The following is an 18,164-nucleotide window of genomic DNA, read 5'->3' on the forward strand; positions in this document are numbered from 1 at the left end:
GTTGTGTTATTTCTCCTGTTTCTTTTTTGCTGTCTTGTTCGTTGTCTTACGAATGGGCGTATTTTTACGGATACGCTTCTCGATCACTTTTTCCAGTTCAGCCTCTGTGTAAGGAATAAATTGCAGAATGCTCAAGGATAGCGGTGCCAGTTTCACGGTAACGGACGTATTTTTATTATCCCATTCCACATCCTCTGCCCGTTTCATACGGTCATTGACCACACCGGTACCACCATAGCAGACAGCATCCGTGTTCAGAATCTCCTTGTATTTTCCTTCATAAGGAACTCCTGTTGTGATCTCTCTGGGCACACCGGAGAAGTTTGCTACGACCAAAAGCAGTTCCTCCGCTTCTTCTCCCTTGCGCACAAAGCTTACATAACATTCATTGGCAGAGATCTCGTTCATCCACTGGAATCCCTTCGCCTGATCGTCACATTCGTACAGTGCCTTATTCTCTCTGTATAATGCATTCAGATCCTTCACCAGTCTCTGGACTCCGGCATTTTCCTTCTGTTCTTCCAGTGCCCATTCTACCTGACGCATTTCGTTCCATTCTTTTTCTTCCGCCAGATCCTGTCCCATGAAAAGGAGCTTTTTCCCGGGATGAGTCATCATATAGCCGTAGGTCAGACGTAAGTTGGCAAGTTTCTGCGCTCTGTCTCCCGGCATCTTGCCAAGCAAAGTCCCCTTCCCGTGTACCACTTCATCATGGGAAAATACCAGCATGAATTTCTCACTGTAAGCATAGATCATGCTGAAGGTAAGTTCTCCGTGATGGTGGCTTCTGAAATACGGATCGTATTTGATATAATCCAGATAATCGTTCATGAAGCCCATATTCCACTTCAGATCAAAGCCAAGTCCCCCCTCTTCCAGGGAGCCGGTGATCATTGGAAATGCCGTACTCTCCTCCGCGATGGATAATACTCCGGGATCTCTCTTTTTCAGGATGGAATTTAAGTGTTTGATCATTTCAATGGCTTCCAGGTTCTCGTTACCACCGTACATATTGGGAATCCATTCCCCGTCCTGTCTGCCGTAATCCAGATAAAGCATGCTGGCTACTGCATCCATACGGATACCATCCGCATGATATTTCTCCACCCAGAACAGTGCGTTAGCGATCAGATAATTCGATACCTGTGGACGACCGTAATTGTAGATCAGGGTTCCCCAGTGAGGATGACTGCCCTGTCTGGGATCCTGATGCTCATAAAGACAGGTGCCGTCAAATGCAGCTAATCCATAAGAATCTCTCGGAAAATGTGCAGGCACCCAGTCAAGGATCACACCGATTCCCGCCTTATGCAGTGCATTCACGAAGAACATAAAGTCCTCCGGTGTACCGTATCTGGCAGTCGGTGCATAATAACCGATGACCTGATATCCCCAGGATGCGTCTAAGGGATGTTCCATCACCGGCAGCAGTTCCACATGGGTATATCCCATTTTCTTTACATATTCTATAACCTTCGGGGCAATTTCCCGGTAATTGACATAATCCTGTCCTTCATCCGGGGTCACAAAGCTTCCCAGATACATTTCATAGACGCTCACCGGAGCATTACCGCACTGATATTTTTCGCGGCTTTTCAGGAATTCGTCGTCCTCCCATTGATAATTACGGATATCCGCAATTACAGAAGCCGTCTCCGGTCTCTTCTGTGCTGCATTGCCGTAGGGATCCGCCTTCAGATAAGTAAGTCCTCCCTTGATCTTCAACTCGTATTTGTAACAGTCTCCGGCTTCCGCTCCGGGAATAAACAGTTCAAAGATACCGGAATCCCCTAACCGTCTCATCTGATGGATCCGCCCGTCCCATTCATTAAAATCACCGACTACGCTGACACGCATGGCATTCGGCGCCCAGACGGCAAAATAGGTTCCCTCGTCCCCATCCAGTTCCATGGGATGTGCTCCCAGCTTTTCATAGATTGTATAATGAATGCCGGCGGCAAAACGATCCATGTCTTCCTTCGTGATCTGCGGAACATGCCGGTACGCATCCCCACAGATCATTCTGCGTGCCTCACGGTTTTCGGTCTTACCATATTCCACTACATATTCATAAGGTGCCATTTTCCCTGCATTTACCAGTGCTGCAAAATATCCCTCTTCATCTGCCAGTTCCATGGGAACATCCATAAGAAATGCTTCTCCCACCTGTCCGGTCTTCTTCCAGTGGATCGTGACTTTCTCTGCTCCCGGGAAGTATGCCTGTACCAGCATTTTGCTTCCCTGCTTATGGGGTCCCAACAGCTCATGGGGATTATCGCATTCGGAATAGGTGATCTCTTCTATTTGGGGCCAGTTCATCAATTTATAAAGTTTGTTTGTCATATTCCCTCTTTTCTGCGGCGCGATTGCTGCATTCTATTCTGTCATTTTTGCCTTTAGAAAACCTGCGGGTTACCGCTCAATCTCATGCAGGAACAGCCCGCTTCGAAGCTTCGGCTCGAACCAGGTGGACTTCGGAGGCATCAGCCGTCCTGCGTCCGCCACCGCAAAAAGCTCTGCAATGGATGTGGGATACATTGAGAACGCCACCTTCATATCCGCATGTACTCTCCGTTCCAGTTCTCCCAGTCCCCGGATACCTCCGACAAAATCAATTCTCTTATCTGTCTTCGGATCCTTAATCCCCAAAACGGGATCTAACAGATAATTCTGCAAAAGCGATACATCCAGTCCCTCTACGGCATCCTCACTTTTTATTTCCTCTTTTGCGACAAGACAGTACCATTCATCCTCCAGATACATGCCAAACATGCCCTTCTTTGTGGGTCTGTAAGGAGCCCGTCCCATTTTCTCCACTGTGAAATATTTTCCAATACGTGTAAGGAAAGCTGCTGCATCCAGTCCGTTCAGATCCTTCACTACACGATTGTAATCCAGGATACGTAACTCTTCATCCGGGAAAATCACGGAAAGAAAATAATTAAATTCCTCTTCTCCGGTATAATCCGGATACTGTTCTCTCCTCTTCAACCCAACTTTCACTGCGGAAGCACATCGATGATGCCCATCCGCAATATAGATTGCCGGGATCTTCCCAAAAGTCTCCTCAATCATCGCTACATCCGCATCGTTATCAATCACCCACACACGATGCCCGATTCCATCTTCACTGACAAAATCATAGACCGGCGCCTGCTTTTTTAACTCTCCGATTTTCTCCTTCAGATCCTCCTTCGCCCGATACGCCAGGAAAATCGGTCCCGTCTGCATACTGCACGTATCCACATGACGAATACGGTCTTCCTCCTTGTCCGCCCTGGTATTCTCATGCTTTTTGATCACATTGTTCCGATAATCATCAATTGATGCACAGCCTACCACCCCGGTCTGACTGTGTCCATCCATCGTCAGTTCATACAGATAGAAACATGGCGTCGGGTCCTGTACGAATTTTCCCTCCTGAATTTTCTCCCGAAGCATCTGATCCGCTTTCTCATACACACAGTCCGCATACGTGTCTACTTCCTCACCAAACTGCGTCTCCGCACGGTCAACCGCCAGAAAAGATTCCGGATTCTTCTTCACCACTTCACACGCTTCCGCCCTGTTATATACATCATAAGGAAGCGCCGCAATCCTCTCCTCCATCCCCTGACAGGGACGATATGCCTTAAATGGTCTGATCTGTGCCATACTCCTACCTCCCAATTTCTATATAATCCTATTTTACCAAATCCCATCTCATATCACAAGGTTATTTCCATAAACAAGTAGCCCGCAGTTGGGGTAAGAACAAGCAGACTCTAAGCAGCCGTCGGCACTTAGCGAGGGTACTTTCCTCGCTTATGTACCGCTACGGTCTGCGTCCGAAGTGAAAACGGGTCTGCGGTTCTTAGCCCCAATGCGGGCTACGGGGATTATTCTTACCCCATCCGGGGCTGTGGGGGTTTTTATTTCTAAAATAATACCTACCCCAACTTATGGAACACAATACAGTTGGGCATATTGACCTTCATCGCCGGTCCATTCATGATCATCGTTCCATGCTCCAGATCAATATGGAAGAAAGTCATCGTATTACTTTCATGATTCAAAGACACCAGAAACTTATTATCCGGGAAGAACTCCGCATCCTTCGGGTACTCACCGCTGACCGGCAGCAGGAAATTCTTCTTAAGCAATCCCGTCTTCTTATCCACATCAAATACAATAACCGAATTATCTCCTGCGATGGAGCTGAGCAGATAATTATAATCCAGAGAAAAACTGAATGCGCTGGCACTGTTCGTATTGCCTCTGGTCAGCTTGATCAGCTCTACCGTCTGAATCTTCTCGAAAGTTGGATCATTATTATGATCCGCGTACTCATAGACATCAATGTAACACTTCAGTTCATGCAGGATATAAATATATCTGCCATCCTCCGAGATCTTGATATGACGGGGTGCGGATTCCATCTCACTGCGGATGATATCCTCCAGCTTCACCTTACCCTTCTCCATATCAAAACGATACACATTGACATGATCCATTCCCTGATCCGCTACCAGCAGATATTTGTTGTCATGCGTCATACGGGCACAGTTGATGTGAGGGCGGAAGTTGCGCTCTGCCATACTGCCCAGTCCTTTATGATAGATCTCGTCGGTGATCTCTCCGATGGAACCATCCTCCTTCAGCCGGAGTACAGTCAGCTTACCGTCATGATAACCTGCCACAAACAGATACTGATCGGTGTAATCCGTAGATACATAACATCCTCTCATACCGTTGATCGGTGCGAAATTGATCAATTCCAGATCGCCGTCCGCCATGATCGTATAAGCTTCTACACCAAAATCCGTTATAGAATAAAGAAACTTTCCGTTATGGGAAATAGTCAGGTAAGAAGAGTTGGTGATCTCTACTTTATCTTTTTCCTTAAAACGACCGTTTTTCATATCCACATCATATATTCTGATACCGTGACTGTCCCCCTGTGTATAACTGGAAACATAGGCAACATATTTTCCCTTGCTCATGACCGGATCCTCCTTAGCATTCTATATCTTTTTATGTTTATAAATATAGCACAATTCTGAAAATTGTGAAACATTTTTTCTGTAAAATTCCCGAAAAATACTACTGTTTTTTCCAGGTGGTAAAGTTTATGTAAATTAGCCCGGAAAATGCAAAACTTCACATTGACTTTCCATGTATTTACGTATAATATTAATTCGACTTGCAAAAAATTTTCATTTAGGTTTTTCGATAATTTTTTGCAGGATTTTTTACATCAGGAAGGAAAAATTGATGAAAAATGCTTTAGTCAATTTAGTGAACATTTCAAAATCATTTGACAATCAGATGGTTCTGGATGATCTCAATCTGTACATCCGCGAGAATGAGTTCCTGACACTGTTGGGACCCAGTGGCTGCGGAAAGACTACAACCCTCCGTATTCTGGGCGGTTTCGAGACTCCCGACAAAGGTCAGGTCATTTTCGAAGGCCGGGATATCACTAACCTTCCACCCAATAAGCGCAATCTGAATACTGTATTCCAAAAATATGCCTTGTTCCCGCATATGACCATTGCGGAAAACATCGCTTTCGGATTAAAGATCAGTGGTAAAAGTAAATCTTATATTAATGATAAAATTAAATACGCTCTGAAGTTAGTCAATCTGGATGGTTTTGAGAACCGTATGCCGGATTCCTTAAGCGGCGGTCAACAACAGCGTATCGCCATCGCCCGTGCGATCGTGAACGAGCCCAAGCTCCTGCTCTTAGACGAGCCTTTGGGCGCCCTGGATCTGAAGCTGCGCCAGGACATGCAGTATGAGCTGATCCGCCTGAAGAACGAGCTTGGCATCACCTTCATCTATGTCACCCATGACCAGGAAGAGGCTCTGACCATGTCCGATACCATCGTAGTCATGAACCAGGGTTATATCCAGCAGATCGGTACTCCTGAGAGCATCTATAATGAACCGGAAAATGCTTTCGTTGCCGATTTTATCGGTGACAGTAATATCATCGGTGCCACCATGATCAGAGATCGTCTGGTAGAGATCCTGGGTGCCCGTTTTGACTGTGTAGATACCGGTTTCGGTGAGAATAAGCCCGTAGATGTTGTCATCCGTCCCGAGGATGTGGAGCTGGTAGCGCCGGAGGAAGGCATCCTCCAGGGTACCCTGATCCACTCTATCTTCAAGGGTGTTCATTATGAGATGGAAGTTATGGCTAATGGCTTTGAATGGCTGGTTCAGTCCACGAAAATGGTTCCCGTTGGAACCAAAGTCGGCATCAAGGTTGATCCTTTTAACATCCAGATCATGAAGAAGCCGGAATCTGAGGACGAGGAGGCCATTGGAGTCAATGAATAGAAAATTGTTATCGCTCCCTTTTATCTTCTGGTCAGCCATGTTTGTAATCGTGCCTCTGTGCATGGTCTTCTACTATGGTCTGACCGATAAGAGCGGCGCATTTACATTTGATAATATTCTGGCGATCGCTACCGTCGAGCATTCCAAGGCTCTGTGGGAGGCTTTGAAGTTATCTGTGATCAGTACTGTGATCTGCCTGCTTTTAGCATATCCTCTTGCTATGATCCTGTGTAACATGAATGTGAATCAGAATTCATTCCTGGTACTGATTTTCATTTTGCCCATGTGGATGAATTTTCTGCTTCGTACCCTGGCATGGCAGACTCTGCTTGAGAAGACCGGTGTGATCAACAGCATCCTCTCCGCCCTGCATCTGCCGTCGTTAAATATCATCAATACCCCCTACGCCATTGTACTGGGTATGGTATATAACTTTTTGCCTTTTATGGTACTGCCTCTGTATAACGTGCTGGTCAAAATCGACAAAAATGTAATCAACGCCGCCTATGACCTGGGTGCCAACGGTGCACAGACTTTCTTTCGTATCATTTTCCCCTTAAGTCTGCCCGGCATGTTCAGCGGTATCACCATGGTGTTTGTCCCTGCCCTGACTACTTTCGTCATCAGCAAGATCCTGGGTGGCAGCAAGATCCTGCTCATCGGTAATGTCATCGAGCAGGAATTCACCCAGACCGGCAACTGGAATCTGGGAAGCGGTCTCTCCATCGTATTGATGCTGTTCATCATCTTCAATATGGTGATCTCTGTGATCACGGATAAAGAAGGGGAGGCGAACACATTATGATCAAAACAACTGCACAAAAAATATATCTGGGACTGATTTTTATCTTTTTATACGCCCCCATTATTACCTTGATCGTGCTCTCCTTCAATGCCAGTAAGACCCGTGCAAAATGGGGCGGTTTTACGACCAAGTGGTATGCGGCTTTGTTCCGGAACGAGCAGATCATGCAGGCTTTGTGGAATACACTGGCGCTGGCAATATTATCTGCGCTGATCGCCACCCTCATCGGTACGATCGCCTGCATCGCCATGCAGTCCATGAAACGTACCAGCCGTGCTGTCCTCATGGGGATCACGAATATTCCAATGCTGAATGCAGAAATCGTTACCGGTATCTCCCTGATGCTTCTGTTCCTCAGCTTTGGTATAAAGTTTGGCTTCGGGACCATTCTGCTTGCACACATTACCTTTAATATTCCTTATGTGATATTAAGTGTAATGCCCCGTATGAAGCAGCTGAATCCCAGCACCTACGAAGCTGCCCTCGACCTGGGCGCTTCTCATACGTATGCCTTTTTCAAAGTAGTATTTCCGGATATCCTGCCGGGTATTTTATCCGGTTTTCTGATGGCATTTACCATGTCACTGGATGACTTTATCATTACCCACTTTACCAAGGGTCCCGGTGTCGATACCCTGTCCACCAAGATCTATACAGAAGTAAAAAAAGGCATTAAACCGGAAATGTACGCACTGTCCACCATTATATTCGTAACTGTATTAATTTTACTTTTGTTAGTAAACTACACACCCAAAGGAAAGAAAAAGAAATAACTTTTTCTATATATTTTAGGAGGAAAATGAATGAAAAAATTTATTGCACTGCTTCTGTGCGGCATCCTTACCGCAACTGCTCTGACCGGCTGCGGATCCGCTTCCTCTGCCGGAGAAAACGGTGAAGTCATCGTCTACAACTGGGGAGAATATATCGATCCGGAGACTCTCACTATGTTTGAGGAAGAGACCGGTATTAAAGTGGTCTATGACGAATTTGAGACCAATGAGATCATGTATCCAAAGGTGGAAGCCGGTTCATCCGCTTATGATGTGGTATGTCCTTCCGATTACATGGTGCAGAAAATGATCGAGAATGATCTGATCCAGGAACTGGATTACGATAAGATTCCCAATGCCAAAGAAAACATCGGTGCCCAGTACTACGAGCAGGCGGCTGCTTACGATCCCGGTAACAAATATTGTGTTCCTTATTGCTGGGGAACCGTAGGAATCATCTACAATAAAACCATGGTAGATACTCCTCCCACCAAATGGGCTGATCTGTGGGATGAAAAATATGCTGATAATATTCTGATGATGGATTCTATTAAAGACAGCTTTATGGTTGCTCTGAAGAAAAACGGCTTCTCTTCTAACAGTCTGGACGAATCCGAGCTCCAGATAGCTACCAATGATCTCATCGCCCAGAAGCCTCTGGTACAGGCATATGTTGTAGATCAGGTACGTGACAAAATGATCGGCGGCGAGGCTGCGCTCGGTGTAATGTTCTCCGGTGATGCCATTTATGTGATCGGGGAAAATCCGGATCTCGATTATGTCATTCCTGAGGAAGGTACAAATGTATGGATTGACGGCTGGGTTATTCCCAAGAATGCTCCTAACAAGGAAAATGCAGAGAAATTCATTGATTTCATGTGCCGTCCGGATGTAGCTCTGAAGAATTTCGAGTACATTACCTACGGTACCCCCAATACCGCTGCAAGAGAGCTGATCGAGGATGAGGACCTGAAGAACTCTCCCATCGCTTTCCCGGATCTGACACAGTATAACAATCTGGAGACCTTCCTGTACCTCGGTGAGGATGGCGAAGAGCTTTTCAACAAATACTGGAAAGAAGTTATGTCCAATTAATTCTATATAAAGCAAAGAAAAGCCCTCAAGCTGAAGGTACAGCCTGAGGGCTTTTGATCTTCCCATATTTCAGGAATTCTGTTCACATCCGCAGGTCTCACATTTCCCATCATTTCTTCTGGAAAATGCCGGATCATCCACCGGTGTAAAATTCGGGAAATCCGGCCTTAGCGGTCTGCAGTCTCTGTCTCCACAGCACCCCGCATCTTCCAGGCGGCGGGCGCCGCAGGCATTCGAGCTTCCACAGCAATTGCTGTTGTCACAGGAATTTCCACCACAAAATAGTAATAATAACAGAATGATACAGTTCATAGGATCCTCTACTTACCACTGTTTATTTACTATTCTATTCCGCTTTTTCCAGCTGGTGCCAGTCCATACACCGTTTATGCTGTACCAGTTCCTCTTTGATAAATTGAAAGGTTTTCTCTTCGCCCTGTTCTGCCAGCATTTCCAGCACATACAGAAGCTTTGCCTTTGTCTTAGGATGGATAGGTGCCTTATCTGTGCCCCGATAATAGTAATCTAACGGTGATCTGTCCGTATATTTGTCTCCCATGTAAACCTTACTGGCGGCGATCCGGTCCATGATCATCTCCGCAATATAACGATCCGGCATGGGTACCGGTGCCATTCCGCCCGGCAATGCCTGCATACTGTAATCGATCCAGTATTCATAATGATGTTTGTTCCTGCCCTTGTGGTGCAGCCAGGCACTGGAATAACCGATATCCTCTCTCTCCGCGTTGTTGGGGCTGCGGTCACCCTGGTAATACTTTGCTCCTACCCAGAACTCTGTGGGGCTGTATTTCGACATATCGTGTAACAGTCCCTGTTTATACAGACCTACCTTAAAGCAGCCCTTTGCCACCAGGACCTTATGGTGTGTGATCGTTTTAAAATGTTTCCAGATATTCATTTCGTTCTATCATCTTTCTTCAGAAGCTTCCGATTTCTTTTTCCGGCTCTTACCGGTACTTTTTCCCTTGTCCTGTGATATTCCCATCACGCCTTCGTAGACGGCAATGCTCCTGGGGGCTACGGTCCTCGTCTGATCAGCCATCTGTTCTTCTCTCTCCTGCACTGTCAGGATATTCCCTGCTTCTTCCGTCGCTAAAACCAATTTCCATTCCATACCCTTCGGAAGCTTGGGAAATGCCAGCTTCTGAGGTTCCCAATGCATATTCATGGCAACATAGAGAAAAGAATCATCTGCACCTGCCTTGGTCTTTGCATATTTTCCGCAATACATCATGCCCACGTGCCTGTTATAACTCTCTGTCTGAGGTCTCCATGCATTTTGTCCGTGGTAGGACAGATCCGGATAACCACAGGATAACGTATCCAGGATCCGAAGCTCTTCCTCCGGATGCAGGATCGGATGTGCCTTACGGAAAGCAATCATCTGTTTCCAGAAAGCCAGCAGTCCGGCATTTTTCTCCTTATCCTGCCAGTTCAGCCAGGTAATTTTATTATCCTGACAGTAGGGATTGTTATTTCCCTGTTGGGAATTACCGAATTCGTCTCCCATGAAGATCAGCGGCGTGGACTGGGTCAATAACAGCATACAAAATGCATTCTGTAACTGTTTTTGCCGGAGAGCCAGCACTTTTTTGCGTCGGGAGGTACCTTCCTCACCACAGTTCCAGCTGCAATTATAATCGTTACCATCCCGATTGCCCTCGCCGTTGGCTTCGTTATGCTTATGGTCATAAGACACCATATCCATCAGGGTAAATCCGTAATAATTGGACAAATAATGGATCCGTCCCATATTGGCAGGAATATGGCGCATCTCATACAAAACGCCCGAAAGCATGTTATCATCGCCTTTTAAAAATCTGCGCATGGTGTACAGATAATCGTCCCGGTATTCCGCAAGATTCCGATACTCCGGCTTCTGTGCCGGATCGTAGAGCTTCGCTGCATCAAAATCGTAATACCACAGTTTGGTATCTCGCAGTGCAGGGTCTCCTGCCAATGCCTGTGCCGGTACCTCTCCCATCAGATGGAACCCATCCACATGATAAGTTAATACCCAGAACCGTAAAATATTCCCGATCTCTGTCACATCCATCCCTTTAGGGAAATAAAACTGTAAGATCACTTCCATCCTGCGCTTATGGAATTCCTTCACCAGTTGTCTGAATTCCGTTGCCGCATCTTCTCCTGCCGCATAGGCTGCTTTTGGTGCATAATAAAATCCCTCCCGGTAGCCCCAGTAGTTCAGTACAAGGTAACCGGGGAATTCTCCACCATTTTCTCCTGCTGTGGCTGCCATATCTGCGGATGTCTTCGGGATCACCTCATCCGGAGTCTCATCAAATTCATAAACAGGCTGCATTTCCACCGTCGTGATGCCGATTTCCTGCAGATAATCCAGTTTCTCCGCAATTCCTGCAAAGGTGCCTCTGTGTGCCACCTTGGAGGAAGCATGCATGGTAAAGCCACGGACATGCATGCAATAACATACGCTCTCACAATAGGAAAGCATCGGGTGTTCATCCTGCTCCCAGTCGAAATCCTCTCCGGGAAATACCGCAATGCGATTGCCATTTTTTCGTATTTTTCCGTAAGCAGGCTTACTTAAGAAGCCCCGTGCATGCAGATCCGGCACGATTCGTTCCTCTTCATAGAACTGATATCCGATCTGTTTAGGATCCAGTTCCAGGTATTTGCAGTAGACATTTCCCATCCGCTCTTCTCGGCAGAATGGGATTTTGTGTAATTTTTTACCGCTCTCTCTGTCATATAGGATAATGCCGCAATCCTTTTTCCCGGACGCGTAGGCGAAGCGGATTGCTCCGTCCTCCGGATGTGCTCCCAGCGGATACGGCTTTATTGCATGCTTTTTTTCTGTCATTGCTACACTCCATCTTCTGGCTGATTTGTCTTTTCTCACTATTTTATTATAGTCGGTAACCTTAAGAAAAACAAGCATTGCAAGAATATCCGTAAACGGTTATAATAAGGGAACAAAGTACTGTTACACCCAAAAAACATCACAGGAGGATTCCCATGGGTAAAAAAGAAAGTTATGAAGATGAAGAAATGACCGTTGAGCTGGAACTGGAAGATGGCACTGTCGTAAACTGTGCGATCATCACCATTCTCACCGTGGAGGCTAAGGATTATATCGTGCTTTTGCCTCTGGATGAAGACGGCGAAAACGAAGACGGAGAAGTATGGTTCTACGGATATGCCGAGAATCCGGATGACCCGAATGAAGAGCCTGTTCTCGAATACATTGAAGATGATGATGTCTACGAAAAAGTTGCCGATGCTTTTGACGAGTATCTGGACAGTTGTGAATTCGATGAGATCATCGACGATAACGATTCAGAGGAATAAGGAATCTGGATGGGAACCTGGGACGCTCTGCTGTACCTGTAAGGCAGAGAAGTTCCAGGTCTTTTTTTGCTCTGGTCATTGCCACATAGAAGATCCTTCGCTCTTCTTCAAGGTGTTCCGTATCCTGTACATTGCCATGAGGAAATGTCTTCTCATTACAGTCCGGGATCCACACGTGATCGAATTCCAGTCCTTTGGATGCATGCACGGTAAGTAAACGGATCTGGCAATCTGCGCTTTCTTCCCTGCCCTTCTTAGGATGATGCTCATTTTCCTTTTGCAGCTGTTCTCTGTAAACTTCCTGTGCTTCCTGCCATTCCCGCAGCGTTTTATACTGCCCTGCTTCCTCCGTGATAAAATCTAAAATTTCCATCCATTCTTCCGTCTGTTCCATCCTCTGTCTCTGTTGCAGATAATTCTCGTATCCACAGGCTTTTCGAAGGAACCATACTGCCAGCTTCAGATCTGTATTTTTCACGAATTCCATCTGTCTCCTTAATAGTCGTACGGCATCGTAAGCACTTCGCAGATAGCCAGCCCCTGTTTGTCTCATCAGATCCGCATAGTAGTGTTCCAGTGCCTGCAGGGATACCTCACCTCCAAATGCCTCTCGCGAAATATTCCGAAACGGCTTATTGACCACTCGCAGATAATCCGCTCTCGCCGCCGTCCCCTGCGCTATCCGAAGATATGCAAGAATATCCTGTACAATAAAATGGTCATAAATATTTTTCCCATGTTCTTTTATGGAAAACGGAATTCCTTCCCTGGTCAGACCGGCTGCCACGCTCTGCATTGCCAGGTTGGTACGAAACAAGATCCCATAAGTTTCTCCCTCTGTCCGATCCTTTAATTGTCGCATCAGAAACTGCAGTTGTTCCTTAGCACCACTAAACTCCCGAATTCTAACATGATAATTCTTTTTATCCATCTTGCCCAAGTGCCGCCTGTTGGCTTCACAAGGTTCCAGATTCTTTGGGAATCGATCACTGTTCTCCGCTATCACCGCCAGGGATGCTTCCACAATATCCTGATGGCTGCGGTAATTCGTCGAAAGTATGATCTGTTTTGCCCCGAATTCCTGTACAAACTGCTTCATGCAGGCAGGTTTAGCTCCACGGAACCCGTAAATCGCCTGATCATCATCTCCCACTGCGAATACATTTTTATGCTTCTGGGCCAGTAGCCGCACAATGCAATACTGTCTGTAATTAATATCCTGAAATTCATCAATTAAAATATAAGAAAAAAGATTCTGCCAATAGGCCCGCATTGCGTCATCTTTTTGCAGAAGTTCCTCACATTCCTTCAGCATATCGTCAAAATCCAGTCCCCGGATTCTTTTTCTCGCTTCCTCATACCCGGAATAAACCTGTGCAAAGTCATTCTTCCATTCTTCCGGAAGTCTGTCCATGCTGCTTTGCAGATCGCCGGTATTTTTATAATAACCGATTGCTGTGAGAAGGTTTTTCGCCAGCTCCGGCAAGTCTGTGGCGGACAATGCGTTGTGTGCTTTTATTTTTTTCAGAACCGGATAAATCAGTTCCTTTTTCTGTTTTTCATTTAAAATATTACCTGGTGAAACTCTGCCCGATCTGAGCAGTATCTGATAAAAACAAGAATGAAATGTTCCAAAGTTGACGGTGGTATGTTGTGGAGAAATCTGTAAAAAACGCTGTCTCATGGAGACCGCCGCTTCTCTGGTAAAAGTGATTACCAAAAGCTTCTGTGGCGGGATCTGTTTCTCATGGATCAGATAGAGGATTCTCTGTGTAATGGTAAATGTCTTGCCGGAGCCCGGGCCCGCCAGTACCAAAAGCGGACCCTCTCCGAACGTCACAGCCTCCCGCTGGGAGGGATTATAATTTGTAAGATCAGACATTTGCCTGTAATAATTCGATTCCTTTGCGGATTCTTGCAAGAGATTCCTCCTTGCCCAGGACTTCCATGATCTCCGTAGCACCGGCAGGTGTCATCTGCTTGCCGGATACAGCGGTACGAATCGGCCACATCACATAACCGTTCTTGCAGCCCTTTTCCTCCACATATTTTACAAGAGCCTGATACAGCCCGTCATTGCTGTAATCCTCCTGTGCCTCCAGGATCGGAAGCAGGTCTTTTAATACCTCCAGAGAACTCTCTGCGGTAGTCTTCATCTTCTTATGTGTGTACATTGCCACATCATACTCCGGAAGTTCCTCGAAGAAATCTACCAGTCCGGTGATATCCGGGAATACTTCAATTCGGGTCTTTACCATGGCTGCGATCTTCTTAAGATCTAAGGGTTTACTGATCGCATTCTTCAGATAAGGTTCTGCCATCTCGTAGAATTTATCGAAGTCCATAGCCTTCAGGTACTCGCCGTTCATCCAACGCAGCTTTACAATATCGAAGACTGCGGGAGACTTGCTGATACGATGATAGTCAAACTCCTTGATCAGTTCATCCAGAGAAAAGATCTCACGATTATCCTCCGGGCTCCATCCCAGCAGTGCCACATAGTTGACAATTGCCTCGGTAATGAATCCCTGATCGATCAGGTCCTCGAAGGAAGCATGTCCACTTCTCTTAGACAGCTTCTTGTGGTTCTCATCGGTGATCAGGGGCAGATGGATATATACCGGCACCTGCCAGCCGAAAGCATCATACAGACGCACATACTTCGGGGAGGAGGACAGATATTCATTGCCTCGTACCACATGCGTGATATTCATGGTATGGTCATCTACTACGTTGGCAAAATTGTAAGTAGGATAGCCGTCGGATTTGATCAGGATCATATCATCCAGCTGGGAATTATCTACGGTAATGTCTCCGTATAACTCATCGTGGAATGTTGTAGTTCCTTCCTTGGGGTTGTTCTGACGGATGACAAAAGGCTTGCCAGCAGCGAGATTTGCCTCGATCTCTTCCTTGGACAGAGACAGGCAGTGCTTGTCGTATACGGTGATCTCCTTACCGTCCACCACCTCGGTCTTCAGGGAAGCCAGTCTCTCCTTATCACAGAAGCAATAATATGCCTCGCCCTTATCGATCAGCTCCTTGGCATATTTCATATAGATACCGGTCTTCATACGCTCACTCTGTACGTAAGGACCGTAGCCGCCGTCCTTATCGGGTCCCTCATCATGTACCAGTCCGGTCTTCTCCAGTGTACGATAGATGATCTCGGTAGCGCCTTCCACATAGCGCTCCTGGTCGGTATCCTCGATACGGAGCATGAAATCTCCGCCGGCATGCTTTGCAATCAAAAATTCATATAATGCGGACCGCAGATTACCTACATGCATTTTACCGGTAGGGCTGGGTGCGTATCTTGTTCTGATCTTTGTCATTTTCTCCTCATTTCCGCAGGGAATTCATCCATATCCGGGCTACGGTCTTCCGGTATACGCTTTCCTGCTTATATATTCCTGTCCACCATCTCCCGGGCAGACCTCTTACTTATTCTACCGCCTTTTTTCAAAAACTGCAACAGTTAAGACAAGGATTTCGGATGGGGAAGGTTCCATCTGTAATGCGCTGCCAGGAAACGGATCGCCATGACAACGAAAGCTCCGATGAATACCGCCGGCAGTCTTCCCCATTCTCTGTATATCCACACGCAGCCCAGTGCTCCCATAAGGGATGCACTGGCATAAATATGCTTTACAAAGATGTAAGGTTCCTCCCCTGCCATCATGTCACGCATCAGACCGCCGCCTACACCGGTAAGCATTCCTATAAACACCAGCAGGAAGGAATTATCAGGATATCCATTATCAATTCCCGACATCACACCCAGGGATGTAAAGATTCCCAGGCCTACGGAATCCATGATCAGCATGGCCTTGTCATAAAAAGTTCCCAGTCTGCCACTTAAAAGATCATGCTTGATATACAGCAGTATAAAAATTGCCAGTGACGTAATCACTGATACCACAACATACACCGGCTTTTCCAGTGCCGAAGGCAATTTCCCCAGGATCACATCCCTGGTCATACCTCCTCCCACTGCCGTCACTACACCCAACACGCAGATACCGAAAATATCCATTCGTTTTCGAATCCCCACCATGGCACCTGACGCGGCGAAAGCGATGGTTCCTAAAATTTCCATGAAAAAAATAATACCGTCCTGAATGTTCATAATCTATTTCTCCTAAGAGTTCTCCACGATATTTTATAGTATCTTTCTTAAAATAACAATAGCTAATTTACCGACATTAAAAAGGAACCATCACGCTTTTTGTGATGATTCCCTTTCCCGACAAAATTTCTATCCTATGTTTATTCTTTTTCCAGTTCCACCATTTCCTGATCCACACTTTCATCAGGTACTTTCTTCTCTGCTTCGTTCTTGAACTTGTCCACGGCTCTGGCTGCTACGGGAATAGCAATGTTGGTGCCGGCTCCGGCAATACAGCCTCCGGGGCAGGCCATACCCTCGATCAGGCAGCCGTTCATCTTACCGGCTTTGGCAAGGAGCAGGGCTTTCTTACATTCTGCCAGGCTCTCCGCATGCTGAATGTTCACCGGTGTTCCCGGATAATACTGTTCGATACACTCCTTGATAGCATTGGCAACGCCGCCTGCCACGCCGTAACCTCTTCCGGCTGCGGTAGCATCCTTCATCTCATCCATGGCCTTGATCTCATCCAACAGGATTCCCTTAGCTTCGAACATACCGGTCAGTTCCTCAAAAGTGATAACAAAGTCTACATCGGAACGAACGGTACGTCTGCTGGCTTCCAGCTTCTTGGAAGCGCAGGGGCCAATGAATACTACGGACGCATCCGGATGTTCCTGTTTGATCAGACGGGCCGTTGCAACCATAGGGGTTAATTCATTACTGATCTTATCAATGGTCTCAGGGAACAAATTCTTCGCCATTACAGACCAGGAAGGACAACAGGAGGTCAGGGCAAACTGCTGCTTACCGGTAGCAACCTCCTTCACGTAGTGCTCCGCTTCCGCCATACATCCCATGTCAGCGCCCAGCGCTGTCTCATAGACATCCGCAAACCCCAATTCCTTCAACGCTGTCTTGAACATCTCAGGTGTCACCTTCGGGCCGAACTGTCCGGCAAATGCAGGTGCTACCTGGGCAATGATCTTCCGGCCGGACTGCATGGCACGGATCAACTGGAAGATCTGAGACTTGTCAGCAATCGCTCCAAAAGGACAACTTACCATACACTGACCGCAGGATACACATTTCTCATTGTCGATCACGGCTCTTCCCACATGGTCAGATGTAATAGCTCCAATACCGCAGGCAGCCTTACAGGGACGCTCTTTGTGACAAATCGCATCATAAGGGCAGATTTCACGACACTTTCCACACTTGATGCATTTTTCCTGATCAATAACAGACTTGCCGTTTTTCATAGAGATCGCACCCTTGGGACAAACACTCTGGCAGGGATGTGCCAGACACCCCATGCAGGAGCTGGTCACCTCATAACGGTTCTCCGGGCAGGCATTACAAGCCGACGGAATGACCTGCATCAGAGGGGGCTCGTAATATTTTTCATCAATATTACTCTCTTCCAGTCCCTGTGTCAGATGTCCGGGATGCTCACGGTTCTCCGGGCGTAAGCTCATACCCATGGCCAGACGGATGCGCTCACGGATGATCGCTCTGTCACGATAGACGCTCTCCCAGAACTCCGACTCTTCATAGTCTACGATCTTATAAGGCAGCGCCTCCATATCATCTTTCAGATTCGTGGAATTGTAAGCCAGATTAGCCACTTCCTTAAATACTCTTCTTCTCCGCTGTCTTACCGGAGTATCGATCCCTCTCATGCTGCTCATATCACATTACCGCC

At 46.7% G+C, this 18,164-nt stretch carries 15 protein-coding genes; 5 read left to right on the forward strand and 10 right to left on the reverse strand.

Going from position 1 to position 18,164, the window contains the following annotated elements:
• Positions 1 to 6: 6 nt before the first annotated feature.
• The 3 genes from glgB to ACTRDR_RS08205 all read right to left on the reverse strand — a co-directional run bounded on the left by glgB (position 7) and on the right by ACTRDR_RS08205 (position 4,982).
• The gene (glgB, locus tag ACTRDR_RS08195; protein WP_440526869.1) at positions 7 to 2,343 is read right to left on the reverse strand and encodes a 1,4-alpha-glucan branching protein GlgB; all 2,337 of its coding nucleotides are present in this window, start codon (positions 2,341 to 2,343) and stop codon (positions 7 to 9) included.
• A gap of 69 nt (positions 2,344 to 2,412) precedes the next feature.
• Positions 2,413 to 3,654, reverse strand: a complete 1,242-nt coding sequence (locus tag ACTRDR_RS08200; protein WP_440526871.1) for a DUF1015 domain-containing protein — start codon at positions 3,652 to 3,654, stop codon at positions 2,413 to 2,415.
• A gap of 275 nt (positions 3,655 to 3,929) precedes the next feature.
• On the reverse strand, positions 3,930 to 4,982 hold the full coding sequence (locus ACTRDR_RS08205; protein ID WP_440526873.1) for a lactonase family protein: 1,053 nt from the start codon (positions 4,980 to 4,982) through the stop codon (positions 3,930 to 3,932).
• 271 nt (positions 4,983 to 5,253) lie between these two features.
• Here ACTRDR_RS08205 and ACTRDR_RS08210 point away from each other — a divergent pair, with 271 nt between their 5' ends.
• From ACTRDR_RS08210 to ACTRDR_RS08225, 4 genes are read left to right on the forward strand one after another with little or no spacing between them, the layout of a single operon-like run.
• Positions 5,254 to 6,327: a polyamine ABC transporter ATP-binding protein gene (locus ACTRDR_RS08210; RefSeq protein WP_176864715.1), complete on the forward strand. Its 1,074-nt coding sequence runs from the start codon at positions 5,254 to 5,256 to the stop codon at positions 6,325 to 6,327.
• The gene (locus tag ACTRDR_RS08215; RefSeq protein WP_176864714.1) at positions 6,320 to 7,132 is read left to right on the forward strand and encodes an ABC transporter permease subunit; all 813 of its coding nucleotides are present in this window, start codon (positions 6,320 to 6,322) and stop codon (positions 7,130 to 7,132) included. Before ACTRDR_RS08210 ends, ACTRDR_RS08215 begins: the two co-directional genes overlap by 8 nt.
• Positions 7,129 to 7,905, forward strand: a complete 777-nt coding sequence (locus ACTRDR_RS08220) for an ABC transporter permease (protein WP_022153139.1) — start codon at positions 7,129 to 7,131, stop codon at positions 7,903 to 7,905. Before ACTRDR_RS08215 ends, ACTRDR_RS08220 begins: the two co-directional genes overlap by 4 nt.
• Positions 7,906 to 7,935: 30 nt before the next feature.
• Positions 7,936 to 9,000 carry an ABC transporter substrate-binding protein gene (locus tag ACTRDR_RS08225; protein ID WP_440526876.1) on the forward strand — a complete coding sequence of 355 codons (1,065 nt, stop codon included), beginning with the start codon at positions 7,936 to 7,938 and terminating at the stop codon, positions 8,998 to 9,000.
• A gap of 69 nt (positions 9,001 to 9,069) precedes the next feature.
• Here the strand turns inward: ACTRDR_RS08225 and ACTRDR_RS08230 are convergent, their stop codons facing one another.
• The 3 genes from ACTRDR_RS08230 to ACTRDR_RS08240 are packed head-to-tail and all read right to left on the reverse strand — an operon-like array spanning position 9,070 to position 11,863.
• Entirely contained in the window at positions 9,070 to 9,312 is a 243-nt protein-coding gene (locus ACTRDR_RS08230; protein WP_440526877.1) for a hypothetical protein, read from the reverse strand.
• A 34-nt stretch (positions 9,313 to 9,346) separates the two neighbouring features.
• Positions 9,347 to 9,919 (reverse strand): DUF5662 family protein, encoded by a 573-nt coding sequence (locus ACTRDR_RS08235; RefSeq protein ID WP_022153142.1) that lies wholly within the window; start codon positions 9,917 to 9,919, stop codon positions 9,347 to 9,349.
• Positions 9,920 to 9,928: 9 nt separating this feature from the next.
• A complete protein-coding gene (locus ACTRDR_RS08240) occupies positions 9,929 to 11,863 on the reverse strand; it encodes an alpha-amylase family glycosyl hydrolase (RefSeq protein WP_440526878.1) in 1,935 nt (644 codons plus the stop codon).
• Between the two features lie 155 nt (positions 11,864 to 12,018).
• Here ACTRDR_RS08240 and ACTRDR_RS08245 point away from each other — a divergent pair, with 155 nt between their 5' ends.
• A complete protein-coding gene (locus tag ACTRDR_RS08245; RefSeq protein ID WP_176864706.1) occupies positions 12,019 to 12,351 on the forward strand; it encodes a DUF1292 domain-containing protein in 333 nt (110 codons plus the stop codon).
• Here ACTRDR_RS08245 and ACTRDR_RS08250 read toward each other — a convergent pair.
• From ACTRDR_RS08250 to ACTRDR_RS08265, 4 genes are all read right to left on the reverse strand, one after another.
• Positions 12,323 to 14,272 carry an ATP-dependent helicase gene (locus ACTRDR_RS08250; protein ID WP_440526880.1) on the reverse strand — a complete coding sequence of 650 codons (1,950 nt, stop codon included), beginning with the start codon at positions 14,270 to 14,272 and terminating at the stop codon, positions 12,323 to 12,325. The genes ACTRDR_RS08245 and ACTRDR_RS08250 overlap by 29 nt on opposite strands.
• Positions 14,226 to 15,686, reverse strand: a complete 1,461-nt coding sequence (gene gltX / locus ACTRDR_RS08255; protein WP_176864702.1) for a glutamate--tRNA ligase — start codon at positions 15,684 to 15,686, stop codon at positions 14,226 to 14,228. Before gltX ends, ACTRDR_RS08250 begins: the two co-directional genes overlap by 47 nt.
• A gap of 143 nt (positions 15,687 to 15,829) precedes the next feature.
• Positions 15,830 to 16,480: a trimeric intracellular cation channel family protein gene (locus ACTRDR_RS08260; protein WP_440526882.1), complete on the reverse strand. Its 651-nt coding sequence runs from the start codon at positions 16,478 to 16,480 to the stop codon at positions 15,830 to 15,832.
• 140 nt (positions 16,481 to 16,620) lie between these two features.
• Entirely contained in the window at positions 16,621 to 18,141 is a 1,521-nt protein-coding gene (locus ACTRDR_RS08265) for a 4Fe-4S dicluster domain-containing protein (protein ID WP_118537865.1), read from the reverse strand.
• Positions 18,142 to 18,164: the final 23 nt, after the last annotated feature.

This window comes from Simiaoa sp. (genome assembly GCF_051972595.1).
Classification (GTDB): domain Bacteria; phylum Bacillota; class Clostridia; order Lachnospirales; family Lachnospiraceae; genus Acetatifactor; species Acetatifactor hominis.